The sequence below is a fragment of the Bradyrhizobium sp. SEMIA genome, from assembly GCF_014844175.1.
In the GTDB taxonomy this organism is placed as follows: domain Bacteria; phylum Pseudomonadota; class Alphaproteobacteria; order Rhizobiales; family Xanthobacteraceae; genus Bradyrhizobium; species Bradyrhizobium arachidis.
In genome coordinates, this window is the sequence record NZ_CP046601.1 from 7,712,295 (window position 1) to 7,736,691 (window position 24,397).

Here is a 24,397-nt window from a genome sequence, read left to right on the forward strand (position 1 = left end):
TTTCAGGTCTTGAGAGAGTCTAGTTGGAAGTTGTTCGGCGCGTCGCCGGCGGCGGGCGCAGCGATCGCAGGAGTTCACCGACGTCATCAACCGCATCGAGCCGCCAGACAGCGTCGATGACGCGGTCCGGATCCCAATCGCTTCGACCAGTCCGTACGCCTTCGCGCAGCTTCTCCTCGATGTCGCGGTCCGACAGCGGCGCAGCCTGGCTGCCGCGCGGCGACGTCACGGTCTCGGTGAGCACCTCACCGGACGACAGGCGCAAGGCGACGCGCGCCGCGCCGTCCGGCATCTGAGCATCGAGCTCCGCCCTCACCTTCCGCCGCATTCGCACGATATCGGGCCGGACCACGGTCTCGTGCATGAACTCGGCCACGCCCGCCGTGCCGAGCAGCAGTCCGCAGGCCACACAATGATGGATGCTGACGCGCGCATCGCGCTCGTTGTTGACGGGACGATCGCCGCGCGCGAGCAGCAGCGCCGAGCCCTGCACGGTCACCGCCTCGACCTGATCGACGTTGCGGCCGATCCGCTCGCGCAACATGAGGCAGGCATCGATGACCGAATGGAACACGATGCCGGCGGGATAGGGCTTGTAGGTGTTTTTTGCGATTTCCCAGGTCTTGCCCAGGCCATCGAGCAAACGCGCAAGATCCGGCTCGTCGCCCATGGTGCGCGCCCAGCCGAGCGGACCTTCGATGGCGTGCGGCGCGGCCTCATAACCCTGCTGGGCCAGCAGCGCCGCGAACAATCCGTTACGTGCGGCATTGCCGACGCTGACATTCTTGGCGGCGCTCGGCAGGTTCTCGACATTGCCGGCCGACTGGCTCGCCGCAACTCCGATCGCGTTCGCAATGTCTTCCGCAGGCAGGCCCAACAGCTTCGCGCTTGCTGCGGCGGCACCAAAGATCCCGCAGGTGGAGGTGATATGCCAGCCGCGCGCATAATGGCGCGGCGAGACTGAATTGCCGATGCGGCATTCCACGTCCACGCCGAGAATGAACGCGGTCAACACCTCGCGCCCCGACAGTTTTCGCGTCTCCGCAAGCGCGAAGATGCTAGCTGCGACCGGGGCGGCCGGATGAATGATCGTCTCGAGATGGGTGTCGTCGAAGTCGAGCAGATTGGCCGAGATGGCATTGAGAAACGACGCGCATAGCGCGTCCATCGGCTCGGAGTGACCGATGACCGTCGATGTCGCGGCACCGCTGAACGGCGACAAGGTCCGCATCGCGGCGACGACCACCGGATCGCGCGCGGAGCCGAGCGCGGTCGCAAAGAAATTGAGGATCGATCGCCGTGCCTCGACGCTCTGCGCCTGCACGTCCGCCCATGACGAGGTCGCGACGAAATCGGCGAGCGTCCAGCTCACACTCGGAATTGGATCTTGCGGCACGCGGGGCGTCTTCCTCGTTTTCCCGGACCATAGGACGATCCGCGGCAAACTGTCGATCCCAAATGTTATGCTTGACAGCTTGTCTGACAATCATAACAATCCGGCCGCTGGCGCGGGATCCCGCTGCCACGACGACGGCGGCCGACAAGGCCAGCCGGCGAGAGCGTTCGACCAACGAGATCAAGAAGGCGCATCCGGTACGGGATCGCGCGACAGGGAGTAGACGATGGCGGGAGAGATCCTCGGCGTAATCGGCACGGGCCGCATGGGCGGCCCCATGGCGGGGCGATTGATCGACGCGGGCTATTCGCTCGTCGTCTACGACACCCAGGCCGACGCAGTGCAGCCGCTGGTCAAGCGCGGCGCGCAACTCGCAAAGTCGCCGGCCGACGTCGCCTCGCGCGCCGACATCGTGCTCGTCAGCCTGCCGACGCCCGACATCGTCAAGGCGGTCACACTCGGCCAGGACGGCATCAGCAGCGGTAACCGCGCCAAGATCGTCATTGATCTCTCGACGTCCGGTCCCGGCGCAGCGAAGCTCGTTGCGGAAGGTCTGAAGGCCAAGGGCATGACGCTGGTCGATGCGCCCGTGAGCGGCGGCATCAAGGGCGCCGTCAACGGCACGCTGGCCGTGATGGTGTCATGTCCGCAAGCGACCTACGACACCGTGCAGCCGATCCTGAAGAATTTCGGCAAGCTGTTCTACACCGGCGACAAGCCCGGCGTGGCGCAGACCGCCAAGCTCGCCAACAATCTGATGGCGGCTGCCGCGCTCGTGATTACTTCTGAAGCGGTGGCAATGGGCGTCAAGGGTGGCGTCAACGCAAAGGTCCTGATCGACATCATCAACGCCAGCAGCGGCCGCAACAGCGCCTCCGAAGACAAGTTCCCCCGCGCGGTGCTGCCCGGCACATTCGATTTCGGCTTCGCCACCGGACTTTCCTACAAGGACGTCCGGCTCTGCGTGGACGAGGCCGAGGCGATGGGCGTGCCAATGGTCTGCGGCGCGGTGGTGCGGCAGATGCTCGCAATCACCAACGCCAAATATGGCGCCTCGTCCGACTTCACCTCGATCGCAAAGGTGCTCGAGGAGTGGGCCGGCGTGGAAATGCGCGGCTGATCGCGCAAGCCTCGAGGGAGAGCGATTGCGATGACGATCGGCCCGACCGGATCAGGCAAGGTCTCGCTCGCGCGCCAGATGGCGCGGAGCGTGCTTGCGCTGGACCTCGGTGATTTCGGGCCTGACGTCGTCGCCAAGGCAAAGCTCTGCCTGCTCGATTTCCTCTCCTGCGCGTTCGAGGCCGGCCAGCATCCCTGGAGCCGCCAGGCCGTTGCGGTTGCACAAGGCGGCGGCAACGCGACCATCATCGGAACGTCGCAACTCTCCTCGCCGGCCGATGCCGCCTTCGCCAATGCGGTGATGGGGCACGGCCTCGTCCGTGAAGACATGCACGCGGCCAGCATCGCGCACCACGGCGTCGTGATCTGGCCGACATTACTCGCGCTGTCGGAACAGGCGCCGCTGCACGGCGCAAGGCTGCTCGCCGCTGCCATCATCGGCTATGAGACCGGCGCACGGATCGGCCGCGCGTTGCTGACCTCCGATCTCGCCCGCCTCTATCGTCCGACCGGGCTCGTGGCCCCTCCAGGCGCGGCGCTCGCCGGAAGTTTTGCGCTTGGCCTCTCCGAGGACGCAGCAACCAGTGCTATCGCGATCGCGGCCAACACGTCCAGCGGGCTGAACGAGTGGCCGCATGCCGGCGGCTCGGACATGTATTTCCATCCGGGCTTTGCGGCCAGCAACGCGATCAAGGCGATCGGCCTGGCCGCGGCCGGCGCGTTCGGCTCGGAAACGATCCTCGAAGGCGAAGCCGGCCTGTTCGCCGCCTATCGCCGCCAGGCCGCGCCGGACAGCATTGCGCTCTTCCCGGATGGCGAGTGCGAGATCATGGCCGTCTACAACAAGCCTGTTCCCGCCTGCAACTTCGCGCAGACCGCAGCACAGGCCGCGCTTCGCGTTTCGCTTGAGCTCGCCAGCGCTGATGAGATCGACCGCGTCGTCATTCGCGCGCCGGATGCGGCCGTGCGTTATCCCGGCTGCGATTCGATGGGACCCTACCGCAACGCGCTCCAGGCCAAGATGAGCATTCCCTTCAGCGTCGCCGCGACGCTGGCGCGGGGCGAGATCGAGGAAGAGAATTACTCTGAGCCCGACGATGCCGACATCATTCGCCTCGTCGCGATCACGGATCTCGAGGCCGATCCCGGCTTCACCGCCGCCTTCCCCGGCAAGCAGGGCGCCGACGTGAGCGTGCATCTGCGCAGCGGCCGGGCCATCCGGCACGCGCTGCCCGACGTCATCGCGGCTACGCCTTCAGAAATTCGCGCGCGCTTCCGCGCTGCCGCTGCCGGAGTCCTCGGTGAGGATCGCGCGCACCGGCTCGAGCAACTCATCGACGATTGCGAGCAACTCGGCAGTGCCGGCGCCATCGCCGCACAATGCCGTCTGGAGACGGAACGGGTCTTACGATCGGCATCATAAGAAATGCCGGAGAGTACGGGGGAAACATGGTCGACTTGGAGGCCAGTCTAGCATCGTCGGCAGCGCGGAGGCGTGGCTGATGGAAGGATTTCTGCAAGCGCTCGCCGCGGGCCTGCTGATTGGCGCCGTTTACGGCCTGATGTGCGTCGGGCTCGGCCTGATCTTCGGCGTCATGCGTGTCATCAACTTCGCCCACGGCGATTTCATGATGCTCGGCATGTACACGGCCTTCTATCTCTTCACCGCCGCCGGTGTGCAGGCGATGTTCGGCAATACCGTCGGACCGTTCGTCTCCATCCTGCTGGCCGGGCCCGTGCTTGCCGTGTTCGGCTATTTCGTCCATCGGACGCTGATCTCGCACGTCTCCGGCACGCGCACCGCTTCGCTCGAAGGCGAAGGCCATTACGCCCAGCTCATCCTCACGCTCGGCATCGCGCTGATCCTGCAGAACGGCGGCCTCATCGTGTTCGGCTCGGTGCTGGCCTCGATCCGCACGCCGCTGTCGAGCTCAGCCTGGGAGCTCGGCCCGTTCTTCGACATGAGCATCTTCCTTAACAAGGCCCGCAGCATCGATGCGGTCGTGTCGCTCGCGATGATGATCCTGCTCTCGCTGCTGATCACGCGCACGCGGATCGGCAAGTCGCTGCGCGCGGCCGCCGACAATCCGACCGCAGCGACCTATATGGGCATCGACGTCGACCGCGCGCACCGCACCGCCTTCGCGCTCGGCTGCGGCATCACCGCGATTGCCGGCGGCCTGCTCGCCACCAACTATCCGTTCCATCCCTTCGTCGGCCTCGAATACGTCATCGTCATGTATGCCGGCGTCGTGCTCGGCGGCATGGGCAGCATCATCGGCGCATTCTGGGGCGGCATGACGATCGGCCTCGTGCAGCAGATGTCGACGCTGATCCTGCCGACGCAATTGCAGAACGCCGCGATCTTCGCCGTCTTCCTCCTCATCATCTTCTTCCGTCCGCAGGGCTTCTTCGGGCGCATGGTGGAGAGGACGTGATCATGCTCCGGATGCGTTCCTTCCTGCCGCCCCTGCTCTTCACGCTCGCTTACGCCGGGATCTCGCTCGGCGTCACCAACTCCTACTACCAGCTGATTCTGACGCTGGTTCCGGTATGGGCGGTGTTCGGCCTGTCCTGGAACCTGCTCAGCGGCTACACCGGGCTGATCTCGTTCGGTCACGCCGCCTTCTTCGGCATCGGCGCCTATGCGACCGCGCTCGGGCAGATCTATTTCAACATCTCGCCCTGGCTGCTGATCCCGATCGCCGCCATGCTCGGCGGCATTGCCGGGCTCTTGATCGGATTTCCGACCTTCCGCCTGCAGGGCCACTACTTCGCGCTGGCGATGCTCGCCTATCCGCTCGCCATTCTCTACGTGTTCGAATGGCTCGGCTTCCAGGAGGTGACGCTTCCGATCAAGCGCGACGCGCCGATTGCCTTCATGCAGTTCACCAATCCCCACATCTACACGCTGCTGGGGCTCGCCATCATGCTGGCCACCATCGTGCTGACGCAGGTGATCGAGCGCTCGCGCTTCGGCATGGCGCTGCTCGCGATCAAGCAGAACGAGGCCGCGGCCGAAGCGGCCGGCATCAATACCCTGGCCTGGAAGTTGCGCGCCATCACCCTGAGCGGCGCCATCGCCGCCGCCATCGGCGGTTTCTACGCGCAGGTGCTGTTGGTCGTGACCCCGCAATCGGTGTTCGGCATGCTGGTGTCGGCGCAGGCGCTGACGGTCGCGATGTTCGGCGGCGTCGGCACCGTCTGGGGTCCGGTCATCGGCTCGGTGATCCTGATCCCGCTCGCCGAGATCCTCCATGCGGAGGCCGGCGCACGCATCCCCGGGATTCAGGGCGTCATCTTCGGCATCGCCATCGTCTGCGTCATCCTGCTGGCGCCGGAGGGCCTGTTCTGGAAATTGCGCGATCTTCTGCGCAAGCGGAACGCATCGACGGCAACCGTCAGTGACGCGACGGAGGCAACGACCACCAACGTCACATCGCTGAAGCCTGCCGCGCGGCAGCGCGCCGCGACCGGCGAGGTCGTGCTCGAGGTCCGCAATCTCTCGCGCTCGTTCGGCGGCCTCAAGGCCGTGCAGGATGTCAGCTTCAAGCTGCACCAGAACGAGATCCTCGGCATCATCGGCCCCAATGGCGCCGGCAAGACGACGCTGTTCAACCTCCTCAACGGCTTCCTGAAGCCGAGCCAGGGCGAGGTCCTGATCGATGGCCGCAACATGTCCGGGCAGCGGCCGCACGTGATCTGCGAGGCCGGCATCGGCCGCACCTTCCAGGTGATGCGGCCATTCCTGCGCATGTCGATCCTCGACAACGTCGTTGTCGGTGCCTATGTGCGCGCACGTTCCGACGAGGAGGCCCGCAGGCTGGCCGCCGACGCGGTTGCGCGCGTCGGACTTTCCGCTGTGGCCAGCCGTGTCGCTGGCGAGCTCTCGACCAAGGAGTTGCGGCTAATGGAACTGGCTCGCGCGATCGCCGGCCAGCCGCGCATCCTGCTGCTCGACGAGACGCTCGCGGGCCTCGGCCATGGCGAAGCCGACGAGGTCGTCGCCGTGATCCAGCAGCTCGCGCGCGACGGCATGACCATCGCGATCATCGAGCACACCATGCAGGCGATGGTCCGCCTGGTCGATCGCTTCCTCGTGCTCGACCACGGCGCCGTCATCACCGAGGGCCTGCCGGAAGTGGTGACGCGCGACGACCGTGTGATCGAGGCCTATCTCGGCAAGAAGTGGGTGGGCCATGCTGCGAATTGAGGGATTGAGCGCGGGCTATTCCGCAAAACCCGTCCTGAATAACGTCTCGATCAATGTCGGCGCCGGCGAGTTCGTCGCGATCGTCGGGCCCAACGGCGCCGGCAAGACCACCCTGTTCAAGACGATCTCCGGCATCGTGAAGCCGAGCGGCGGGGCAATCACCTTCGATGGCGTCGATCTCCTCGCCGTACCGCCGCCGCAGCGCGCCCATCTCGGCATCGCCCACGTCCCCGAGGGCCGCCAAGTGTTCCCGTCACTGACCGTGATGGAGAACCTGGAGATGGGTGCGATGACCGAGAGCGGCCGGCGCGACTGGCGGGCCAATATCGAGCGGATCTTCGAATGGCTGCCAGTGCTGAAGGAGCGCCGCAACCAGTTCGCAGGCACGATGTCGGGCGGCCAGCAGCAGATGCTTGCGATCGGCCGCGGCCTCGCCTCTTCGCCGAAGCTGCTGATGCTGGACGAGCCGTCGATGGGCCTCGCGCCATCGACCGCGGACTTCATCTTCGATCGTCTGATCGAGATCCGCCGCCAGTCCGGGCTGACCATGCTGCTGGTCGAGCAACGCGTCGCGGAAGCGCTGGAATCGGCCGACCACGGCTACGTCCTCGAAGCCGGACGCGTCGTGCTCGAAGGCAACAATGACACGCTGCGCGCGGACGACCGCGTGCGCAAGGCCTATCTCGGCATGTGACCAACATAAGAACAAGGACAAGGGAGAGAACACAATGAACAAGACAGCGAAGGGACTTTCGCGCCGGACCGTGCTGTCCGGGGCCGCCGCCGTCAGCCTTGCCGGCGTGGCACGCGCGCAAGGACCCGCCGAAGTGAAGGTCGGGCTGATCGTTCCGCTCTCGGGCATCTACACCCGCCCCGGCCAGGTGATGAAGATGGGCGCCGAGATGGGCATCGAGCACATCAACGCGCAAGGCGGCATCAAGACGCTCGGCGGCGCCAAGCTGAAGCTGGTCGTGATCGATTGCGGCGACACCACCGAGAAGGCCAAGAACGCGGCACAGCGCATGGTCGCGCAGGAGCCGGATCTCGTCGCCGCTACCGGCTCCTATCTCTCGTCCTTCACGCTTGCGGTCACTGAGGTCACCGAGCGTGCCGAACTGCCGATGCTGACGCTCTCTTATTCGGACCTTTTGACCGACCGGGGCTTCAAATACATCTTTCAGACCGCCGCGACCGCGAGCCGTCAATCCGAGCTGGGCCTGCCGACATTGATGAAGCTCGCCGAGAAAGCGTCCGGCAAAAGGCCGAAGACCGTGGCGATGCTGATGGACAACACCGCAACCTCGGTCGCCACCGCCAAGGCGCTGAAGGAGAGACTGTTCGCGCAGGAGGGCCTCCAGCTCGTCGTCGAAGAAGTCTGGACCCCACCCCTCTCGGATGCGACGCCGCTGATCCAGAAGGTTCGTTCGGCCAAGCCCGACCTGCTGCTGTTCATGCCGAACGCGGTGTCGGACGCCAAGCTCGGGCTGGAGAAGATCAGCGAGTTCGGCCTCGGCCAGGGCAAGATCCCGACCGTGTCCTTCAGCATCACCATCGCCGAGCCCGACATGCTCCAGAGCGTGAGCCCGGAGATCGTACAGGGCATCATGACCATTGTCGCCAGCTGGGGCGCGAAGGGTCACGAAGCGCTGATCGCCGAGCTCAAGGCCAAGTACAAGGAGCCTTGGGCGACGCAGAACGTCATCTCGACCTATGGCGACATGTGGGTGATGAAGGAAGCGCTTGAGAAGGCCGGCAAGGCCGACCGCAATGCAGTCGCACAGGCCTTGCGGACTCTGGATGCCGGAGATTCGAAATATTATCCGGGCGGCCAGCTCAAATTCGACGAGAAGGGCCGCCGCGTCGGCGCCGGCGTCGTCATCGTGCAATGGCAATCGGGCGTGCCGGTCACCGTTTATCCGCCCGAGCTCGCGCAGGCAGAGCCGTTCTGGCCGAAGAAATCCTAACAGCGTCGCGCGACTTTTCAGGGAGGAGAATTGTCATGACTGCAAAGAGCAAGTTCACGATATCGCGGCGAACATTGCTTGCCGGCGCCTCCGGCACGCTGATCGCATCCCGCGCCGGCTGGGCGCAGCAGCCTTCTGAAGTGAAGGTCGGCCTGCTGGTGCCGATCTCCGGGCTCTATGCCCGTCCGGGCACGGTGATGCGCGAAGGCGCCGAGATGGCGATCGACCACATCAACGCCCAAGGCGGCATCAAGGCGCTCGGCGGCGCCAAGCTGAAGCTCGTCGTGCTCGATTCCGGCGACACCACGGAAAAGGCCAAGAACGCGGCCCAGCGCATGGTGGCGCAGGAGACCGATCTGGTTGCGGCCAGCGGCGCCTATTTGTCTTCGTTCACCCTCGCGGTGACCGAGGTGACCGAGCGCGCCAATCTGCCCATGCTCACCCTCTCCTACTCCGATCTCATCACCGAGCGCGGCTTCAAATACGTGTTCCAGACCGCGGCCACCGCGGGTTCGCAGGCGAAGCAGGCGTTGCCGCAGCTGATCAAGCTGGCGGACACGGCCTCCGGCAAGCGGCCGAAGACGGTCGCGATCCTGACCGACAACACGGGCGCCTCGATCGCCTCCGCAAAGGCGATGCGCGAAGGTCTGCTGTTGGAAAACCAGCTGCAACTGATCGTCGACGAGACGTTCACGCCGCCCTTGGCGGACGCGACGTCGCTGGTGCAGAAGATCCGCTCGGCGAAACCCGATCTGCTGTTCTTCCTGCCGACGGTGATCTCGGACGCAAAGCTGCTGCTCGAGAAGATGAACGAGTTCGGCCTCGGCCAAGGAAAGGTTCCGACGATCTCGTTCGGCATCGCGATCGCCGAGCCGGACATGCTGCAGACCGTCAGCCCCGAACTGCTTCAGGGCGTCTTGACGTGCGTCGCGAGCTGGGGCGCCAAGGGACATGAGGCGCTGATCGCCGAATTGAAGACCCGCTACAAGGAGCCGTGGATGACGCAGAACGCGATCTCCACCTATGGCGACATGTGGGTGATCAAGGACGCGCTGGAGAAGGCCGGCAAGGCTGACCGCGTCGCCGTCGGCGAGGCGCTGCGCACGATGGATGGCGGTCCCTCCAAATATTACCCGCTGGGCGAGATCAAGTTCGACGAGAAGGGCCGCCGGGTCGGCGCCGGCATGACCATCGTGCAGTGGCAGTCCGGCGTGCCGGTGACGGTATTCCCGCCCGAGCTCGCGCTGGCAAAGCCGTTCTGGCCCAAGAACTGACCTGAGTGCTGACGACACCAACAAGAAACGGAGAGCAACATGGACAAGGCGACCTACGACCGCGGCCTCGAAATCCGCAAGAGCGTGCTCGGCAGCGAGTTCGTCGACAAGGCGATCGCGTCCGCCGACGAGTTCAACCGCCCGATGCAGGACCTCACCACGGAATATTGCTGGGGCTACGTCTGGGGCCGCGAGGGCCTGACACGCAAGACCCGCAGCTTCCTGAACCTGGCGATGCTCTGCGCGCTCAATCGCCCGCACGAGCTGAAGACGCATGTCCGCGGCGCGCTCGCCAACGGCGCCAGCAAGGAGGAAATCCGCGAGGTGTTCATGCAGGTCGCGATCTATTGCGGCGTGCCCGCGGGCGTGGATGCGTTCCGCAACGCCAAGGAAGTCTTCGCAGAGCTCGACAAGAAATAGCGGAGCGATGGCTGTGATGAAGGGCAAATGGGCACTCGTGACCGGCGCGACCGCAGGCCTCGGACGGGCCATGGCGGACGGCCTTGCCGGCGCGGGCGCCAACATCGTCCTTCACGATCTCATCGCGCCGAAGCAGGCCGCGGACGAACTGCGCGACCGCTTCGGCGTGGAGGTTATCGCGGCTGGCGCCGATCTCGCCCAGCGCGAGGCGATCGAGACCATGATGGCCGATTTGCTCGACCGCTGCGGCGCCATCGATATTCTCGTCAACAACGCCGTCATCAGGCATTTCTCTGCCATCGAGCAGTTTCCGCCCGAGAAATGGGAACAGGCGCTGGCCGTGAACCTGTCGGCACCGTTTCACCTGATACGCCTGGCGCTGCCGGCGATGAAGCAGCGCGGCTTTGGGCGGATCATCAATTTGGGCTCGATCTATTCGAGCCGCGCGGTCGAGGAACGTATCGATTACGTCACCACCAAGACCGCAATCCTGGGTATCACCCGTGCCGTCGCCATGGAGACGGCCCGCAGCGGCATCACCTGCAACACGATCTGCCCCGGCACGCTGCCGACGCCCGCCATTCTCAACAAGATCGCCGGCATTGCCGCGAATAGCGGCCGTCCGGTCGATGACGTCACGCGCGAATATCTCGGCGAGCGCCAGCCGACGCGGCGCTTCATCGGAATGGACGCGGTCGCCGCCATGGTCGTTTTTCTCTGTAGTCCGGCCGCAAACGACATCACCGGAGCCAGCTTGCCCATCGACGGCGGCTGGTCGGTCGCATGAGGACCTTCGAATGGGAGTGCTGCGATGACTGAACAATCGGGCCAGAGCGTCGTGCTGACGGGCGCCGCCGGCGGCATGGGTCGCGCCATCACCAAGGCGCTGCTGGAGAGCGGCCGCCGCGTCGTGCTGGTCGACCGCGATGCCAAGGCGCTGCAGGAACTGGCGACGACGGGCGGGGACGCGGTGTTTCCGATCCAGCTCGACATCAGCGACGCAAAGGCTGTGGACGGCCTGCCGGATGCGATTCCCGGTCATTTCAAGCCGGTCGACGTCCTCATCAACAATGCCGGACACGATATCGGTGGACGGACCCGCTTCGACATCGGCTCCGCCGACGACTGGTCCAACATCATCCAGACCAATCTGATCGGCCTGATGCGGGTTACCCGCGCGATCCTCCCCGGCATGGTCCTGCGCAATGCCGGCCATGTCGTCAACATCAGCTCGATCAACGCCGTCCGTATCGTCCCTGACATGGCCGCCTACAGCACCAGCAAGGCGGGCGTGCACATGTTCACCGAGACCCTCCGGGGTGAGCTCGCGGAAACCGCAATCAGGGTGACCGAGCTCCAGCCCGGCCTGACCCGGACCAATATCATCCTGACCCGCTACCGCGGCGATACGCGGAAGGAAAAGGACTATTTCGACCAGTTCAGGATGGCGCTCGATCCGGCCGATATCGCCCGCTCCATCGTCTTTGCGCTCGACCAGCCGCCCCACGTTCAAATTGCCGAAATGATGATTCTGCCTGTAAACCGGTACTGACTTTTCCCGAACAGGACCCGGACATGGAAAGACGTAGCGAATTGCAGTCGACACTCCGCATCGAGGACGTCCCGACCGTCCGGGCGATGGTCGCGCAAAAGCTGCGCGAGGCGATCATGTCGGGAACGCTGAAACCCGGCCAGCGCCTGGTCGAGCGCGAGCTCTGCGAGATGATGGGCGTCAGCCGCCCGTCGATCCGCGAAGCGCTGCGCGCGCTGGAGGCCGACGGGCTGGTCAATACCGTCCCGCACCGTGGCCCCGTGGTCTCCACGATCAGCCTGGAGGAGGCCCGGCAGCTCTATGCGGCGCGTGCGGTCCTCGAAGGCTTCGCGGGCCGCGAATGCGCCAGGCTGCATGACCCCGAAGTGGCACGCCGGATCGGGGAGGCCCTGACGCGGCTGAAGGCGGCCGCGGCCAAGCAGGATCTGGTCGGCTGCCTGGAAGCCAAGACCGATTTCTACGCCGCGCTGATCGCCGGCTGCCGCAATGCGTTTATCGAGCGCATGCTCAAGCCGCTCCACGACCGCATCCAGCTGTTGCGCATTACGTCGATGTCGCAGCCGAAGCGGATCAACAAGAGCCTGCGCGAGGTCACCGCGATCTGGCGCGCGATCCAGAGCGGCGATGCGGATCTCGCCGAGCGCTGCTGTGTCGACCACATCAACGCGGCCGCAGTGGCCGCGCTGGACATGATTGAAAAATCGTCGGCGGCCAAGGAGGCGGCGCCTTCCGACGACTAAAAAACGCCGCCAGGGAGTGTTCGATGACGTATCTCGTACGATCGCTGATCCTGTTTCTCCTATTCTCCCCTTGCGGCACCGCGATCGCGGACGACTACCCTTCCCGCCCGGTCACGATGATCGTGCCGTTCTCGGCTGGCGGTCCTGGCGACGTCATCGCGCGCATCCTCGGCAACGCCATGAGTGCGACGCTGAAACAGTCCATCGTCATCGAGAATGTCGTCGGCGCCGGCGGTACGCTGGGTACCAACCGCGTCGCCAAGGCCGCGCCCGATGGCTATACGCTGCTGCTCATGCATGTCGGCCAGGCCACAGCGCCCGCGCTCTACGCAAAATTGCCGTTCGACCCGGTCGGCGACTTCGCCATGATCGGGCTCGTGACCGACGTGCCAATGATTCTGGTGGCCCGGCCGAACTTTCCGGCCAAGGATTTGAGCGAGATGATCGCACGCATCCGCGGCGAGGGCGACAAGATGACCTTCGGCAATGTCGGCCTCGGCTCGGCCTCGCAGCTCTGCGGCCTGATGTTCATGAGCGCCACCAATACAAAGCTCTCGCAGATCTATTACAAGGGGGGCGGACCAGCGCTGAACGACGTCATCGCCGGCCATATCGATGTCTATTGCGATCCCGCGACCGGACCGACGCCGTATATCCAGTCAAAGACGATCAAGGGCTACGCGATCACCAGCAAAGCGCGTGTCGCGACCCTGCCTGACGTGCCGACCTCGGCAGAGGCCGGCGTTCCCGAATTCGACGTCACGACCTGGTACGGTCTCTACGCCCCGCGCGGCACACCGAAGCCGGTGGTCGACCATCTCGTCGGCGCGCTGCAGACGGCACTGAAGGATCCTGCACTGATCAGCCGCTTTGCCGAACTCAGCATGGCGCCGGTCGAATCCAACCGCGCAACGCCGGAAGCCCTTGAAGCCTTCTTGAAATCTGAGATTGGCAAGTGGGGGCGGATTATCAAGGCGGCAGGAATCGAGCCGCAGTAGGCGTGTTGGCGTCGTCGAGGCGATCGCGCGACAGCAGACTCTTTTCAAGCGGCAGACACTTTCAAACAGCAGACACGCCTTCGCGCTCTCGCGGCCCAATCCGCTCGAGCTTTGCTTCATCGCTCCACCCTCGAAGCCAAGAGGGCGCAGGGAAGACCGGGTGCTGACCTCGCACCCGCGGTCCGCTGCGCGAAGATGGTGCGCAAGAGAACCGCACAGCAGCATACAGGTGGAGCCAATCACTCGGCCCTCCCTGCGCAATGGTTGGACGGCTTATGCCGTGCTCTCCCGGGAGCCGAGTTCCCTTTGGCCTCCCTCACTCCCGCGGAAGTCGCCGGCACCGCGCCGGTTGACGCAAATGCCGCATCCGCAAGAGCTTGACCGTAGCAACGACGGCCAGGACCACACGTCTATATTTTGGATCTTGGTGAAACACCGTGAAACTACAAAAACCCTTTAAAACAAGTGCGTTATGCGTAGGCTTGTTTCGGGCTGTTCCTGCGGAGTTCGCCAAATCTAGGGCGGGGACCTAAACGCTTCAGCGTCCGCACGACAAACTGAAAGCTCAAATCCCGGCCCTTTGGTCTCAAGCGTAGGAGCCGAAACCACATGGAGACTACCATTGCCGCTGCCCCCTCGGGCAAGCGGGGCCGCAAGAGCAGCGTCATCCTGACCGACCGCATGTGCGCCCGCCCCCTTTATGCCCAGCCTAAGATTGCACACAACGGTTGGGTGATACAGTAGCCACTCACATCTCAGCGATCCTCCGTCCGGGATCCCCCTGGGGGCCGGACCCTTCGCGGGGTACACGCGACCGCCCGCCTTCGGCATATTTGCAATTTCCGCTTTTCGGGTTTCGTATGCTGAATTCGTTTTTGAGGTTCACGCGAGATGCGGCGCACTGATCTGACTGAGGCAACGTTGGAAGGCTGGGCGCGGCTCGACGCTGCGCAGCACGAGAGATTTTTCCAGGCGTCCCTGGCGGCGGCCCGCGGCTCGACAGGCTTGAGCTGCGAGCTTGGCTTCGCGGCGTCTCAAAAATCCGCCGCTCGCCCCTCCGTTCGATCCAGCTCGCTTGATGTTGGGGGTTGCCGACATCAACCTGGGGACCGCGCGCGAACCTGCCGCCGGGCCGGACAGGGACGGGGGCGATGGCAGCTCGGACAACCGCCATGGCTATTAGCCCAAGGCAGTGAACTCACTTCCGGTTTCGGCGGCATAGTGGTCCGTGCCCAGACTTACCGCTGGCCAACCCCGTCGCGAATGACCCGAAGGCGACGTTTCGGACCTGTGGGCATCGTCTTGATTTAGATCAACAGAAGCGTTGCGGCGTTGTGTCTGGGGTAGGCGTGCAGAGAGTTCTGACATCCGCTAGAGGGGAGGCTCGAATGACCCGTGCCCGCCAGGATGACGATAACTCAAAGCCAGAAAGCCGCTTACTAGACCGCCGCAAATGGCTGCTTTGCGGTACCACGCTCAGCGCCGCTTGTTTGCTGTGCACGCTGGGAACGACCAGTCTCGCGCAACAAACCACTGGCACGCCGGGCTCACCGGGGGCCACCACGACGATAGATGGAAAGTATCTTCCGCCGCCGCCACCGAAGTTCGGCGGCGACATCAACCTTCAAGCCAGCCAGTCCAAACCGTATTGGCCCGCGCGCGTGGTGCCGCCAAAGGGCGCACCCAACGTGCTCCTCATCATGACTGACGACCAGGGCTACGGAGTATCGGGGACGTTTGGCGGCGTCATTCCGACACCTGCGATGGATCGCATTGCGCAGATGGGCGTGCGCTACACCCAATTCCACTCCACGGCCCTTTGCTCGCCGACACGGGCAGCGCTGATTACCGGCCGCAACCACCACTCGGTAGGCTTCGGCACCATCTCGGAGCAAGCGACCGGCTATCCGGGCTACGACAGCGTCATCGGACCGGAGAACGCCACCATTGGCACGATCCTGAAGCAGAACGGCTACGCCACGTCATGGTTCGGCAAGAACCACAACACGCCGAGTTATCAGTACAGCGCGGCCGGTCCCTTCGACCAATGGCCCATCGGCATGGGCTTTGACTACTTCTACGGCTTCATGGGCGGCGAGACCGACCAGTGGACGCCATACCTGTTCCGCAACACCACCCAGGTTTTCCCCTGGGTCGGAAACCCCGGCTACAATCTGACGACGGACATGGCGGACGATGCGATCGCCCACCTGCGACAGCTCAATGCGGCGGCACCGGATCAGCCGTTCTTCCTCTATTACGTGCCCGGCGGCACCCATTCGCCGCATCAGCCGACCAAGGAATGGATCGACAAGTTCAAGGGCAAGTTCGACATGGGCTGGAACGCCCTGCGCGACCAGATTTTCGCCAATCAAAAGCGCCTTGGCGTGATCCCCGCGAACACGCAGCTCACAGCCTGGCCGGACGACCTGCAGAAATGGGAGGCTTTGACGGCCGATGAGAAGAAGCTGTTCGCGAAGCAAGCCGAGGTGTTCGCCGCTTATGTCGCCTACACCGACCACGAGATCGGGCGCGTGATCCAGGAAGTTCAGGATGAAGGCAAGCTCGACGACACGCTGATCATCTACATCAGCGGTGACAATGGCACGAGTCCGGAAGGCACCGCGCGCGGGACTCCGAATCAATACACCGCTTACAACGGCATATTGGATCTTCCGATCGCCGAGCAGTTAAAGGCGTATGACGCTTGGGGCTCGGCCGCGACCTATCCGCACATGGCGGTGGCCTGGTCATGGGCCTTCGACACACCATTCAAGTGGACGAAGGAGGTCGCGTCGCACTTCGGTGGCACCCGCCAGGGCATGGCGATCTGCTGGCCGAACCGCATCAAGGATGCAGGCGGCATCCGCACCCAGTTCCACCACATGATCGACATCGTACCGACCATCCTTGAGGGAACCGGCATTCCGGCGCCGCTGATGGTCAACGGCATCGCGCAGAAGCCGATTGAAGGTGTCAGCATGACCTACACCTTCGACAAGTCGAGCGCCAACGTGCCGTCCGCGCGAACGACGCAGTATTTCGAGATGTGGGGTAATCGCGCCATCTATCACGACGGCTGGATCGCGGCGACAACGCCACCTGCGCCGCCCTGGCTCATGGGCACCGCCAAGCTGCCCGAGGACGTGGTCAACGGCTACAAGTGGGAGCTCTACAACATCGCCGAGGACTACTCGGAGAACAACGACCTCGCGGCGAAAATGCCGGACAAGCTCCGCGAGTTGCAGGAGTTGTTCATCGTGGAAGCGACGAAGTACAATGTGTTTCCGCTGGACAACTCGGTCCTTTCGCGCGTCATAGCACCAAGGCCAAGCGCGACCGCCGGTCGGAATACTTTCACCTACTCGGGTGAGTTGTCGGGTATCCCCACAAGCGATGCACCAAGCATTCTGAACAGGTCCTTTACGATCACTGCGGAGCTCGACATTCCAGGCGCGGGGGGCACCGTTGGGAGTACGGGCTCACAGGACGGCAGCGAAGGGATGATCGTCACCCTCGGCGGCCGTTTCGGTGGCTATGGCTTGTATCTGCTCAAGGGCAAGCCGGTTTTCGTCTATAACTTGGCCGACCTCGAACGCTTCCGCTGGGAAGGCAAGGAGGCGCTCACGCCGGGCAAGCACACCATCGTGTTCGATTTCAAATACGATGGACCCGGTTTCGGCAAGGGCGGCACGGGCGTCCTGAAGGTGGACGACAGGGAGGCTGCGACCAGCAAAGTCCCGCACACCCTTCCATTCATCATGTCAATTGACGAAACCTTCGACGTGGGTGTCGATACCCGTACCCCGGTTGACGACAAGGACTATCAGGTCCCCTTCCGCTTCGGCGGCAAGCTCGACAAGCTCACCTTCAAGGTCGGGCCCGTGCAGCTCAGCAGCGAGGAGCATCAGGTCACTCGGCACGCGCGCGCTGGCGCGAACAACTAATGCCACGGCAAATCCGGCCTTGCGTCCTTTCCTCGGGGCCCGGCCGGACGTTTGACGTGCCGGTATCCAAGCGAAATCCGTCGAACATCAGTGGCGCATCATTTCGGGGCACTGAGCAGGAAGCGCCAGCGCATACGTGTGAAACTAGGGCCTATTGGGGCCCAGCAGGTTCGGACGGTGCCTCTCGCCAGTCCGGCAACAACAGGAATATGCTTTTATCTTAAGGTGCTTACATCGATTTCAACAAGCTAAAAAAATCGGTTGCAGCAAGGACCACACGGTTTTGCCGTACGCACGGCTCGCTTGTTCACCGCAGTTTTCCCAGCCCTGTCGACAGAGCCGGAAACTTACAGGCGAGACGAACCTGTCAGCGCCGTTCGTCACGCGCGGTTTCGGGCTCACGGAGAGCAATCCGCCCTGCCCTCAACCCCTCGCGCCCGACGCTGCCGCGTCCACCGCAACCCCCGCTCGCGAAACGTGACGACCTCACGATCGCCCCTCAAGGATGAGCCGGGATGGGCGACACATACGATATTTCCGAATTTCGGTAAAGTGGAATATTCTTGTGGAGAGGGGTTGACGGGGTAAGAGGTGTGTTGCCCGACGGGCATCAGACTAGAATCCCCCTCGCCCTCTTGACGAGAGCGAGAAAAGGTCGCCCCCACGCGAATCAAACCTACGATTTCTTATCCAGTCATTTGCATAGGAGGCGGCGGCGTTTGTCGGCGGGGTCGGCGCAGCTATCTGCGCGCGGTTCGAGAATCGTTCAGCGCAAGGCCTGGCCGCGGCCATTCCACGGCGATCAACCGTCCGGTGCCGGAGAGCGTGATGAAGGCAGTGCGCATGTCCGCACCGCCGAAGCAGATGTTGGTGCAATAGACCTCGTCGGCTTCGTGGAATTCCACGAGCTGTCCGTCCGGTGAGAACACGCTGATCCCGCCGCGCACGAGCGTAGCGACACAGATGTTGCCGCCGGCCTCCACTGCGAGCGAATCGAAACGCTGATAGCCGGGCAGGCCATGCAGCAGGCGGCCGCCGTTCGGCGACGGCCATGGCTCCTTCGCAACCTCCCCTTCGCCGATGACCGGATAACTCCAGATCCGGCTGGTTTCAGTTTCCGAGACGTAGAGCGTGCGTCCGTCCGGCGAAAGTCCGACGCCGTTCGGCGTCATGATCGGAAAGATCGCTTCCTTGATCATCGAGCCGTCGGTGCGCGCGTAATAGACCGCGCCGCGGTCCATCAGGCGGCCATAGGTCTTGCCGAGATCGGTGAACCAGAAGCCGCCCTTGGCGTCGAACACGATGTCGTTCGGTCCCTTCAGGCTGATCCCGCCGCAACTGTCGTAGAGGGTCTTGAAGGCGCCGGTGTCGAGGTCGACCTGCTCGATGCGGCCCGTGGTGTAGTCCTCGGCCCGGCCGGTCGGGCGGGCAAAGTTGCTTGCGTCCCTGTGCCAGGAGAAGCCGCCATTGTTGCAGACATAGCATTTGCCGTCCGGGCCGATGGCCGCGCCGTTCGGACCGCCGCCGAGCTTCGCGATCACCTCTTTCTTGCCGGATGGCAGCACCCGCGTCAGCCGGCCGCCCTCGATCTCGACAACGATCACGCTGCCATCGGCGAGCGCAATCGGCCCTTCCGGAAAGGCCAGTCCGTTCGCGATTTCCCTGCCTTCGAGGCGCATGTCATCACTCCCTCATGCCGGTGCCGGCTGGCCCGCACCGAGATAGGCGTCCACGACCTCGGCCCGGCTTGCCGCGGTCGCAAGGTCCGCCGCGCTGCGATGGCCCACGATTGCGCCGTTGCGGACGAAATAGAGCTCGTCGGCCACCTTCATCGTCATGCGGAAATTTTGTTCGACGAGCATGATGGCAAGCCCGGTGTCTTGCTTGATCGTGACGAGTCGCTCGAACACGCGCCGGATCAGAAGCGGCGCCAGCCCGAGCGACGGCTCGTCCAGAAGCAACAGCCGCGGCGCGCTCATCAGGCCGCGGCCGATCGCCAGCATCTGCTGTTCGCCGCCGCTCAGCATCCAGGCCGGCGATTTGAGCCGATTCGCGATCTCCGGGAACAGTTCCAGCATGAGGTCGCGCCGCTGCCGCTGCGTGCGCGCGTCGAGAAAATAGCCGCCGAGCAGGAGATTTTCGGCGACCGTGAGCGAGCCGACGACCTGACGGCCCTCGGGGACATAGACGATGCCGCGCCGGACGCGCTGCCGTGCGGCAAGCGCGCTGATATCTTCACCGGCAAAGCGCATCTCGCCTTCCGCCGGCACCAGGCCCGCGACGGCCTTGAGCACCGAGGACTTCCCCGCGCCGTTGGCGCCCAGCAAAGCGACGACACCTCTCTCGGGTACCGAGAGATCGACGTTTTCGACCGCGCGCGCCGCACCGTAGCTGACGCAGAGACCGCGCGCGGAAAACAGCTCAGTCATCGGCATCGTCTCCGAGATAGACGCGGATCACATCCGGATGCGCGCGAATTTCCACCGGCGTACCGTTCGCGATCATCTTGCCGAAGTTGAGCACGTAGATCTGCTCGCACAGCTCCATGATCAGGTCCATGTCGTGCTCGACGACGAGCAGCACGAGATCGGACCGCATCAGGCGCTTCAGCGCGCGCATCAGGTCGCGCGTCTCGACCGCATTCAGTCCCGCCGCCGGCTCGTCGAGCAGGATTGCCCTGGGCTCGCTGACGATCGCGCGTGCGATCTCGGCGAGGCGCAGCGTTCCCGGCGGCAGATCGGACGGCGTCTCGTGAGCGGCGGAGGCAATGCCGAGTTCGTTCAGCGCCGCCATGGCGCGGCGTTCCGCCTCCTGCTGCTCCATCCGCTGCGCCGGGGTCGGCACGAAGGCGCTGAACCAGCCGGAGCGCCGCTTCAGGGTGAGACCAACCAGAACGTTTTCCAACAGCGACAGATCCGGGCACATCGCCAGGTTCTGGAAGCTACGCGTGATGCCGCACGCGGCGCGCTGTGCCGGGCCGAGGCCATTCAACGGCATGCCGTCAAAGCTGCTGATGCCGCGCTGGCCGTGGTAGAGCCCGGTCAGGCAGTTGAACAGGCTGGTCTTGCCGGCGCCGTTCGGCCCGATCAGGCCGGTGATGACGCCGGGCCGCAACGTCATCGAGACGTCGCTCAATACCTGGAGTCCGCCGAAGCCGAGCGAGATGCCTTCCGCGACGAGCCCGTGACTGCCTGCGGCTTGCATCATCGTCCTCTCCTGCGCGGCCGGAAGCGGCGCAGATCGCCGGCATTGGCTATGAGCGTCACGACGACGAGCGCGACGCCATAGAGGATCGGAACCCAGTCACCAGCCTGGGCGAGATAGGTCGGCACCAGGGTGATGAAGGCGCCGCCAACGAGCGCGGCGGGCAGCGACAGCCTGTTGAGACTGACGACCGAGCCGACCAGCAGGAAGACGCCGCTGAAGAAGGTGAAACTGTTGGGCGAGACGGTCGAGGAGGCAAAGCCGGTCAGCGCGCCGGCAAGCGCGGCCAGCGCTGCACTCAAGGTGAAGATCGAGATCCGCGCCCAGCTTCGCGTGATCCCCATCGCTTCGGCCGCGCGCGGCTGCGCCCGCGCCATCAAGAGCGCTAGGCCCTGCGACGACTTGCGGAAATGCGCGAGCGCAAGGCAGACGAGCACGAGCACGAGCAGCGCGATGTAATAGCGCTGCAGCGCCTTGGGGATGCCGGGGATCAGGTCCTGCGCGATGTAGAGCCCTTCGAAACCGCCGGTGAATTTCTCGAATCCGATCAGGATTTCCGGCAGCGCCAGCGCAAGCGCCATGGTCGAGACCGCGAGGTAGATTCCGGACAGCCGCCGCGAGGGGAATGCAAAGACGAAGCCGGCACCGGCGCCGAGCAAGATCGCCAGCGGCAAGCTCACCACAATCGACAGGCCAAGGCGGTGCTCGACGATCGCCACGGCATAGGCCCCGAGCGCCACGAAGAAGCTGTGCCCGATCGACACCTCGCCGCCGTAGCGCACGAGCAGGCTGACCGAGAGCACGGCCAGCGCGTTCGCAAAACACAGCGACAGGCTGTAGAGCAGGAAGCCGCCGGCGATGATCGGCAGCAGCGACAGGGCCACGACCAGCCCGAGCATGGACAGGCGCACAAGATCGAGGTGACCGCCGCGGGCGGACAGGCCGGCCTTGGACGGGTGCGCGAGATCAGACACGGCCACCGATCGCCCTTTCCAGCAGCCCGTTGGGGAAGAAGTTCAGCGTCAGCAGGATGACGCCGAGCAGGAACGTGTTCATGAACTCCGGCGAGACGTAGAACGAGAACAGGTTCATGGCGATGCCGACCAGGATGCCGCCAACCGCGGCGCCCGGCAGGCTCGAGAAACCACCGACCACGGCCGCCGTGAAAGCCTGCAGCATGAAGGACGGCACGGTCGTCGAGCTCAGGAACGTCGTCGGCACGATCAGCAAGGCGGCGACGAGGCCAAGCACGGCGCCGGCAAGCCAGGAGAACAGGTGAACCGAGCGCAGGTTCAGCCCACAGACCTCGCAGGCGAACGGATTGGTCGACACTGCGCGGAAGGCGACACCGAGCCTGGTGCGCTCGATGATCACGAACAGTCCGCCGACGATCGCAAGCGTGACAGTGAGGACGGCGAGATCGTAGGAGGAGATGCGGATTGCGCCGAGACTGAAGCTGAGGCGTGGCACAGGCAAGTCGAGATTGACGATGTCGGCACCGAAGACGAGCTGCACGGCGCCTTGCAGGATCAGCCCGACCCCAAGGGTTGCGATCGTCGAGGCGAGATCGGACTTGAAGACGATCGGCGCGATCAGGACATAGCTGATCACCGCGACGGCGCAGGCGATGCCGAGCGCCAGCGCCACTGCGCTGCCCCAGGACAGGCTGAGCAGGCTGCCGCTGGAGAAGCCGTAGACCACGAAGGCGCCGAGACAGGCGAGATTGCCGTGCGAGAAATTCACCACGCGCGAGCTCTTGAACACCATGACGAGCCCGAGCGCGCCGACGCCGTAGAGACAGCCGGAGATGATGCCGGACCACAGCAGCGGCAGGATGTCCCTGATGAATCCCGCCACGCTCACGCCTTTGTCTGCCCGTCGTCGGGCACGCCGCCCTGCTCGATGAACTCGATCACGCCCGGGAAATAGCGCCCCGAGAGCCCGTGCCGGCACGCAGCGTCGTAGTAGCGGCGCGCAAGCTCGGCGACGCCAGGGCGAACGCCGGTATCGGCGGCGAGCTGGAGCACGTAGTCGAGATCCTTCAGCACGTATTCGGGCGGGAACGCCTTGTCCGGGAAATTGCGCGGCAGCATCGCCTTGGTGCCGTGATTGCGCAGCACGAAACTGTCGCCCGAACCTTTCGACACCGCGCTCAGCAGTGTCTCGGGTTTCACGCCGGCACGTTCGCCGACCACCATCATCTCGGCCAGCGCCAGCGTATGCTCGAACACCAGCGCGTTGTTGATCAGCTTGACGACCTGGCCGCAGCCGACCTCGCCGCAATGCGTGACATCGGACCCCATGTAGTCGAGCAGCGGCTTGACCTTCGCGAACACCGCCGCGTCCGCGCCGACCATGATGCTGAGCTCGCCGCGCTGCGCGGCCTCACGCGTGCGCGCCACAGGCGCGTCGGCGAAGTGGAAGCCTTTCGCTTTCAGCCGTTCGGCGACGCTGCGCGCCAGCGCGACGGGCGTGGTGCTGAGATCGACAATCGTCGTGCCCGACCGCGCGGCCTGCGCGATCGCGGTCGAGACTGCTTCCACCTGCGGCCCGCCGGGCAGCGACAGAAAGATCACGTCGGCGGTGGCAGCGAGTGCCTCGAGTGAAGCGGCCGCCTCCGCCTTGGTGTCGGACAGCGCCGAAACGGCCGCCGGATCGCGATCCAGCATCAGCACGCGGCCGGCATGCTTCTTCGCCGTATTGCGGCACATCGGCCCGCCCATGACGCCGAGGCCGATGAAACCGATGGTCTCTGCTGCGCTCATGGCATCAATCCATCAACATGCCGCCGTTGACGTCGAGCACCGTGCCGGTGATCCAGTTCGACGCCGGCGAGCAGAGGAAGAGAATGCTCTGCGCGATGTCCTCGGGCTGGCCGAACCGTCCCAGCGGCACGTTGCCGTTCGCCGACGGCGCGGCGCGATCGGTGACGGTGGCCCACATCGGCGTCTCGACCGGGCCGGGTGCGATAATGTTGGCGTAGACGCCCTTGGCCGCGCCGTTCTTGGCGACCCATTTCATCAGGCCATGCACGGCGGATTTCGCCGCGACATAGGCGGGCCCCGAAGCGACGCCGCCGATCTTGGCGGCGATCGAGCCGAGCGCCACGATCTTGCCGAAGCCGCGCTCGGCCATGACGGGATAGAGCTTGCGGACAGGATTGACCGTGCCCATCAGGTTGACGGCGAGGATCTTCTCCCACTCCTCGTCGGTCGATTGCGGCAGCGGCGTGTTGGCGATCGTGCCGGCACAGAGCACGAGGATGTCGATCTTGCCGCGTGCCTTCAGCTCGTCGTCGATCAGCTTCTCGGTCGCCACACGATCCGTCACGTCGCAGCGGCGATAGCTGGCCTTTGCGGGAAACTTGCCGCCGTCTTCGACAATATCGGTGGCGATAACGTCGGCACCGGCTTCACAGAACGCGGCGACCACGGCGCGGCCGATGCCGCCGGCAGCTCCGGTGATGAGGGCAGTTTGTCCGTCGAGGCGCGAGGGGCCGCTCAGGGGCGATCCAGCCATGTCGTAGATTCCTTGTTCTTCTTCAGTTTTCTTGTTGGCGTCGGCAATTAA

Annotated in this window: 21 protein-coding genes; 13 read left to right on the top strand and 8 right to left on the bottom strand. The window is 64.5% G+C overall.

The window, feature by feature from the left end; all coding sequences use genetic code 11:
- Positions 1-19: 19 nt before the first annotated feature.
- On the bottom strand, positions 20-1,396 hold the full coding sequence (locus tag FOM02_RS37055) for an MmgE/PrpD family protein (RefSeq protein WP_027564084.1): 1,377 nt from the start codon (positions 1,394-1,396) through the stop codon (positions 20-22).
- A 226-nt stretch (positions 1,397-1,622) separates the two neighbouring features.
- Between FOM02_RS37055 and FOM02_RS37060 the strand changes: the two genes are divergently transcribed.
- The 13 genes from FOM02_RS37060 to FOM02_RS37120 all read left to right on the top strand — a co-directional run bounded on the left by FOM02_RS37060 (position 1,623) and on the right by FOM02_RS37120 (position 17,623).
- Complete coding sequence (locus FOM02_RS37060; RefSeq protein WP_027564083.1) at positions 1,623-2,516, top strand: NAD(P)-dependent oxidoreductase; 894 nt, start codon at positions 1,623-1,625, stop codon at positions 2,514-2,516.
- Positions 2,517-2,546: 30 nt separating this feature from the next.
- Complete coding sequence (locus FOM02_RS37065; protein WP_027564082.1) at positions 2,547-3,938, top strand: MmgE/PrpD family protein; 1,392 nt, start codon at positions 2,547-2,549, stop codon at positions 3,936-3,938.
- A gap of 79 nt (positions 3,939-4,017) precedes the next feature.
- On the top strand, positions 4,018-4,953 hold the full coding sequence (locus FOM02_RS37070) for a branched-chain amino acid ABC transporter permease (protein ID WP_027564081.1): 936 nt from the start codon (positions 4,018-4,020) through the stop codon (positions 4,951-4,953).
- A 2-nt stretch (positions 4,954-4,955) separates the two neighbouring features.
- On the top strand, positions 4,956-6,728 hold the full coding sequence (locus FOM02_RS37075) for an ABC transporter permease subunit (protein WP_027564080.1): 1,773 nt from the start codon (positions 4,956-4,958) through the stop codon (positions 6,726-6,728).
- The gene (locus FOM02_RS37080; RefSeq protein ID WP_027564079.1) at positions 6,715-7,422 is read left to right on the top strand and encodes an ABC transporter ATP-binding protein; all 708 of its coding nucleotides are present in this window, start codon (positions 6,715-6,717) and stop codon (positions 7,420-7,422) included. Before FOM02_RS37075 ends, FOM02_RS37080 begins: the two co-directional genes overlap by 14 nt.
- Positions 7,423-7,456: 34 nt before the next feature.
- Positions 7,457-8,692 (top strand): ABC transporter substrate-binding protein, encoded by a 1,236-nt coding sequence (locus FOM02_RS37085; protein ID WP_027564078.1) that lies wholly within the window; start codon positions 7,457-7,459, stop codon positions 8,690-8,692.
- Between the two features lie 35 nt (positions 8,693-8,727).
- Positions 8,728-9,966, top strand: coding sequence for an ABC transporter substrate-binding protein (locus FOM02_RS37090; RefSeq protein ID WP_027564077.1), 1,239 nt, complete (start codon positions 8,728-8,730; stop codon positions 9,964-9,966).
- 39 nt (positions 9,967-10,005) lie between these two features.
- The gene (locus FOM02_RS37095) at positions 10,006-10,386 is read left to right on the top strand and encodes a carboxymuconolactone decarboxylase family protein (protein ID WP_027564076.1); all 381 of its coding nucleotides are present in this window, start codon (positions 10,006-10,008) and stop codon (positions 10,384-10,386) included.
- Positions 10,387-10,393: 7 nt separating this feature from the next.
- The gene (locus FOM02_RS37100; RefSeq protein ID WP_231164110.1) at positions 10,394-11,173 is read left to right on the top strand and encodes an SDR family oxidoreductase; all 780 of its coding nucleotides are present in this window, start codon (positions 10,394-10,396) and stop codon (positions 11,171-11,173) included.
- A gap of 24 nt (positions 11,174-11,197) precedes the next feature.
- Entirely contained in the window at positions 11,198-11,938 is a 741-nt protein-coding gene (locus FOM02_RS37105) for an SDR family oxidoreductase (RefSeq protein WP_027564074.1), read from the top strand.
- Between the two features lie 23 nt (positions 11,939-11,961).
- Positions 11,962-12,678: a GntR family transcriptional regulator gene (locus tag FOM02_RS37110; RefSeq protein ID WP_051377659.1), complete on the top strand. Its 717-nt coding sequence runs from the start codon at positions 11,962-11,964 to the stop codon at positions 12,676-12,678.
- Between the two features lie 23 nt (positions 12,679-12,701).
- Complete coding sequence (locus FOM02_RS37115; protein ID WP_027564072.1) at positions 12,702-13,676, top strand: tripartite tricarboxylate transporter substrate-binding protein; 975 nt, start codon at positions 12,702-12,704, stop codon at positions 13,674-13,676.
- 1,388 nt (positions 13,677-15,064) lie between these two features.
- Positions 15,065-17,623, top strand: a complete 2,559-nt coding sequence (locus FOM02_RS37120) for an arylsulfatase (RefSeq protein WP_084334945.1) — start codon at positions 15,065-15,067, stop codon at positions 17,621-17,623.
- A gap of 740 nt (positions 17,624-18,363) precedes the next feature.
- On the opposite strand, the gene FOM02_RS37125 is transcribed toward FOM02_RS37120, so the two are convergent.
- The 7 genes from FOM02_RS37125 to FOM02_RS37155 are packed head-to-tail and all read right to left on the bottom strand — an operon-like array spanning position 18,364 to position 24,346.
- Complete coding sequence (locus tag FOM02_RS37125) at positions 18,364-19,302, bottom strand: SMP-30/gluconolactonase/LRE family protein (RefSeq protein WP_027564071.1); 939 nt, start codon at positions 19,300-19,302, stop codon at positions 18,364-18,366.
- Positions 19,303-19,314: 12 nt separating this feature from the next.
- Positions 19,315-20,052, bottom strand: coding sequence for an ABC transporter ATP-binding protein (locus FOM02_RS37130; RefSeq protein ID WP_027564070.1), 738 nt, complete (start codon positions 20,050-20,052; stop codon positions 19,315-19,317).
- The gene (locus FOM02_RS37135; protein ID WP_027564069.1) at positions 20,045-20,830 is read right to left on the bottom strand and encodes an ABC transporter ATP-binding protein; all 786 of its coding nucleotides are present in this window, start codon (positions 20,828-20,830) and stop codon (positions 20,045-20,047) included. The genes FOM02_RS37130 and FOM02_RS37135 overlap by 8 nt, the downstream gene beginning before the upstream one ends.
- A complete protein-coding gene (locus tag FOM02_RS37140) occupies positions 20,827-21,801 on the bottom strand; it encodes a branched-chain amino acid ABC transporter permease (protein ID WP_231164111.1) in 975 nt (324 codons plus the stop codon). Before FOM02_RS37140 ends, FOM02_RS37135 begins: the two co-directional genes overlap by 4 nt.
- Entirely contained in the window at positions 21,794-22,690 is an 897-nt protein-coding gene (locus tag FOM02_RS37145; RefSeq protein WP_027564067.1) for a branched-chain amino acid ABC transporter permease, read from the bottom strand. Before FOM02_RS37145 ends, FOM02_RS37140 begins: the two co-directional genes overlap by 8 nt.
- The gene (locus FOM02_RS37150) at positions 22,687-23,592 is read right to left on the bottom strand and encodes an NAD(P)-dependent oxidoreductase (protein ID WP_035729227.1); all 906 of its coding nucleotides are present in this window, start codon (positions 23,590-23,592) and stop codon (positions 22,687-22,689) included. Before FOM02_RS37150 ends, FOM02_RS37145 begins: the two co-directional genes overlap by 4 nt.
- Before the next feature lie 4 nt (positions 23,593-23,596).
- Positions 23,597-24,346 carry an SDR family NAD(P)-dependent oxidoreductase gene (locus FOM02_RS37155; RefSeq protein WP_027564066.1) on the bottom strand — a complete coding sequence of 250 codons (750 nt, stop codon included), beginning with the start codon at positions 24,344-24,346 and terminating at the stop codon, positions 23,597-23,599.
- Between the last annotated feature and the right edge of the window lie 51 nt (positions 24,347-24,397).

Coding starts and splice junctions, on each gene's coding strand:
- FOM02_RS37150 (WP_035729227.1), bottom strand. CDS start 23,592: ATGAGCGCAGCAGAGACCATCGGTTTCATCGGCCTCGGCGTCATGGGC.
- FOM02_RS37105 (WP_027564074.1), top strand. CDS start 11,198: ATGACTGAACAATCGGGCCAGAGCGTCGTGCTGACGGGCGCCGCCGGC.
- FOM02_RS37100 (WP_231164110.1), top strand. CDS start 10,394: ATGGCTGTGATGAAGGGCAAATGGGCACTCGTGACCGGCGCGACCGCA.
- FOM02_RS37075 (WP_027564080.1), top strand. CDS start 4,956: ATGCTCCGGATGCGTTCCTTCCTGCCGCCCCTGCTCTTCACGCTCGCT.
- FOM02_RS37115 (WP_027564072.1), top strand. CDS start 12,702: ATGACGTATCTCGTACGATCGCTGATCCTGTTTCTCCTATTCTCCCCT.
- FOM02_RS37155 (WP_027564066.1), bottom strand. CDS start 24,346: ATGGCTGGATCGCCCCTGAGCGGCCCCTCGCGCCTCGACGGACAAACT.
- FOM02_RS37080 (WP_027564079.1), top strand. CDS start 6,715: ATGCTGCGAATTGAGGGATTGAGCGCGGGCTATTCCGCAAAACCCGTC.
- FOM02_RS37060 (WP_027564083.1), top strand. CDS start 1,623: ATGGCGGGAGAGATCCTCGGCGTAATCGGCACGGGCCGCATGGGCGGC.
- FOM02_RS37095 (WP_027564076.1), top strand. CDS start 10,006: ATGGACAAGGCGACCTACGACCGCGGCCTCGAAATCCGCAAGAGCGTG.
- FOM02_RS37085 (WP_027564078.1), top strand. CDS start 7,457: ATGAACAAGACAGCGAAGGGACTTTCGCGCCGGACCGTGCTGTCCGGG.
- FOM02_RS37110 (WP_051377659.1), top strand. CDS start 11,962: ATGGAAAGACGTAGCGAATTGCAGTCGACACTCCGCATCGAGGACGTC.
- FOM02_RS37090 (WP_027564077.1), top strand. CDS start 8,728: ATGACTGCAAAGAGCAAGTTCACGATATCGCGGCGAACATTGCTTGCC.
- FOM02_RS37120 (WP_084334945.1), top strand. CDS start 15,065: ATGACCCGTGCCCGCCAGGATGACGATAACTCAAAGCCAGAAAGCCGC.
- FOM02_RS37130 (WP_027564070.1), bottom strand. CDS start 20,052: ATGACTGAGCTGTTTTCCGCGCGCGGTCTCTGCGTCAGCTACGGTGCG.
- FOM02_RS37135 (WP_027564069.1), bottom strand. CDS start 20,830: ATGATGCAAGCCGCAGGCAGTCACGGGCTCGTCGCGGAAGGCATCTCG.
- FOM02_RS37070 (WP_027564081.1), top strand. CDS start 4,018: ATGGAAGGATTTCTGCAAGCGCTCGCCGCGGGCCTGCTGATTGGCGCC.
- FOM02_RS37065 (WP_027564082.1), top strand. CDS start 2,547: ATGACGATCGGCCCGACCGGATCAGGCAAGGTCTCGCTCGCGCGCCAG.
- FOM02_RS37125 (WP_027564071.1), bottom strand. CDS start 19,302: ATGCGCCTCGAAGGCAGGGAAATCGCGAACGGACTGGCCTTTCCGGAA.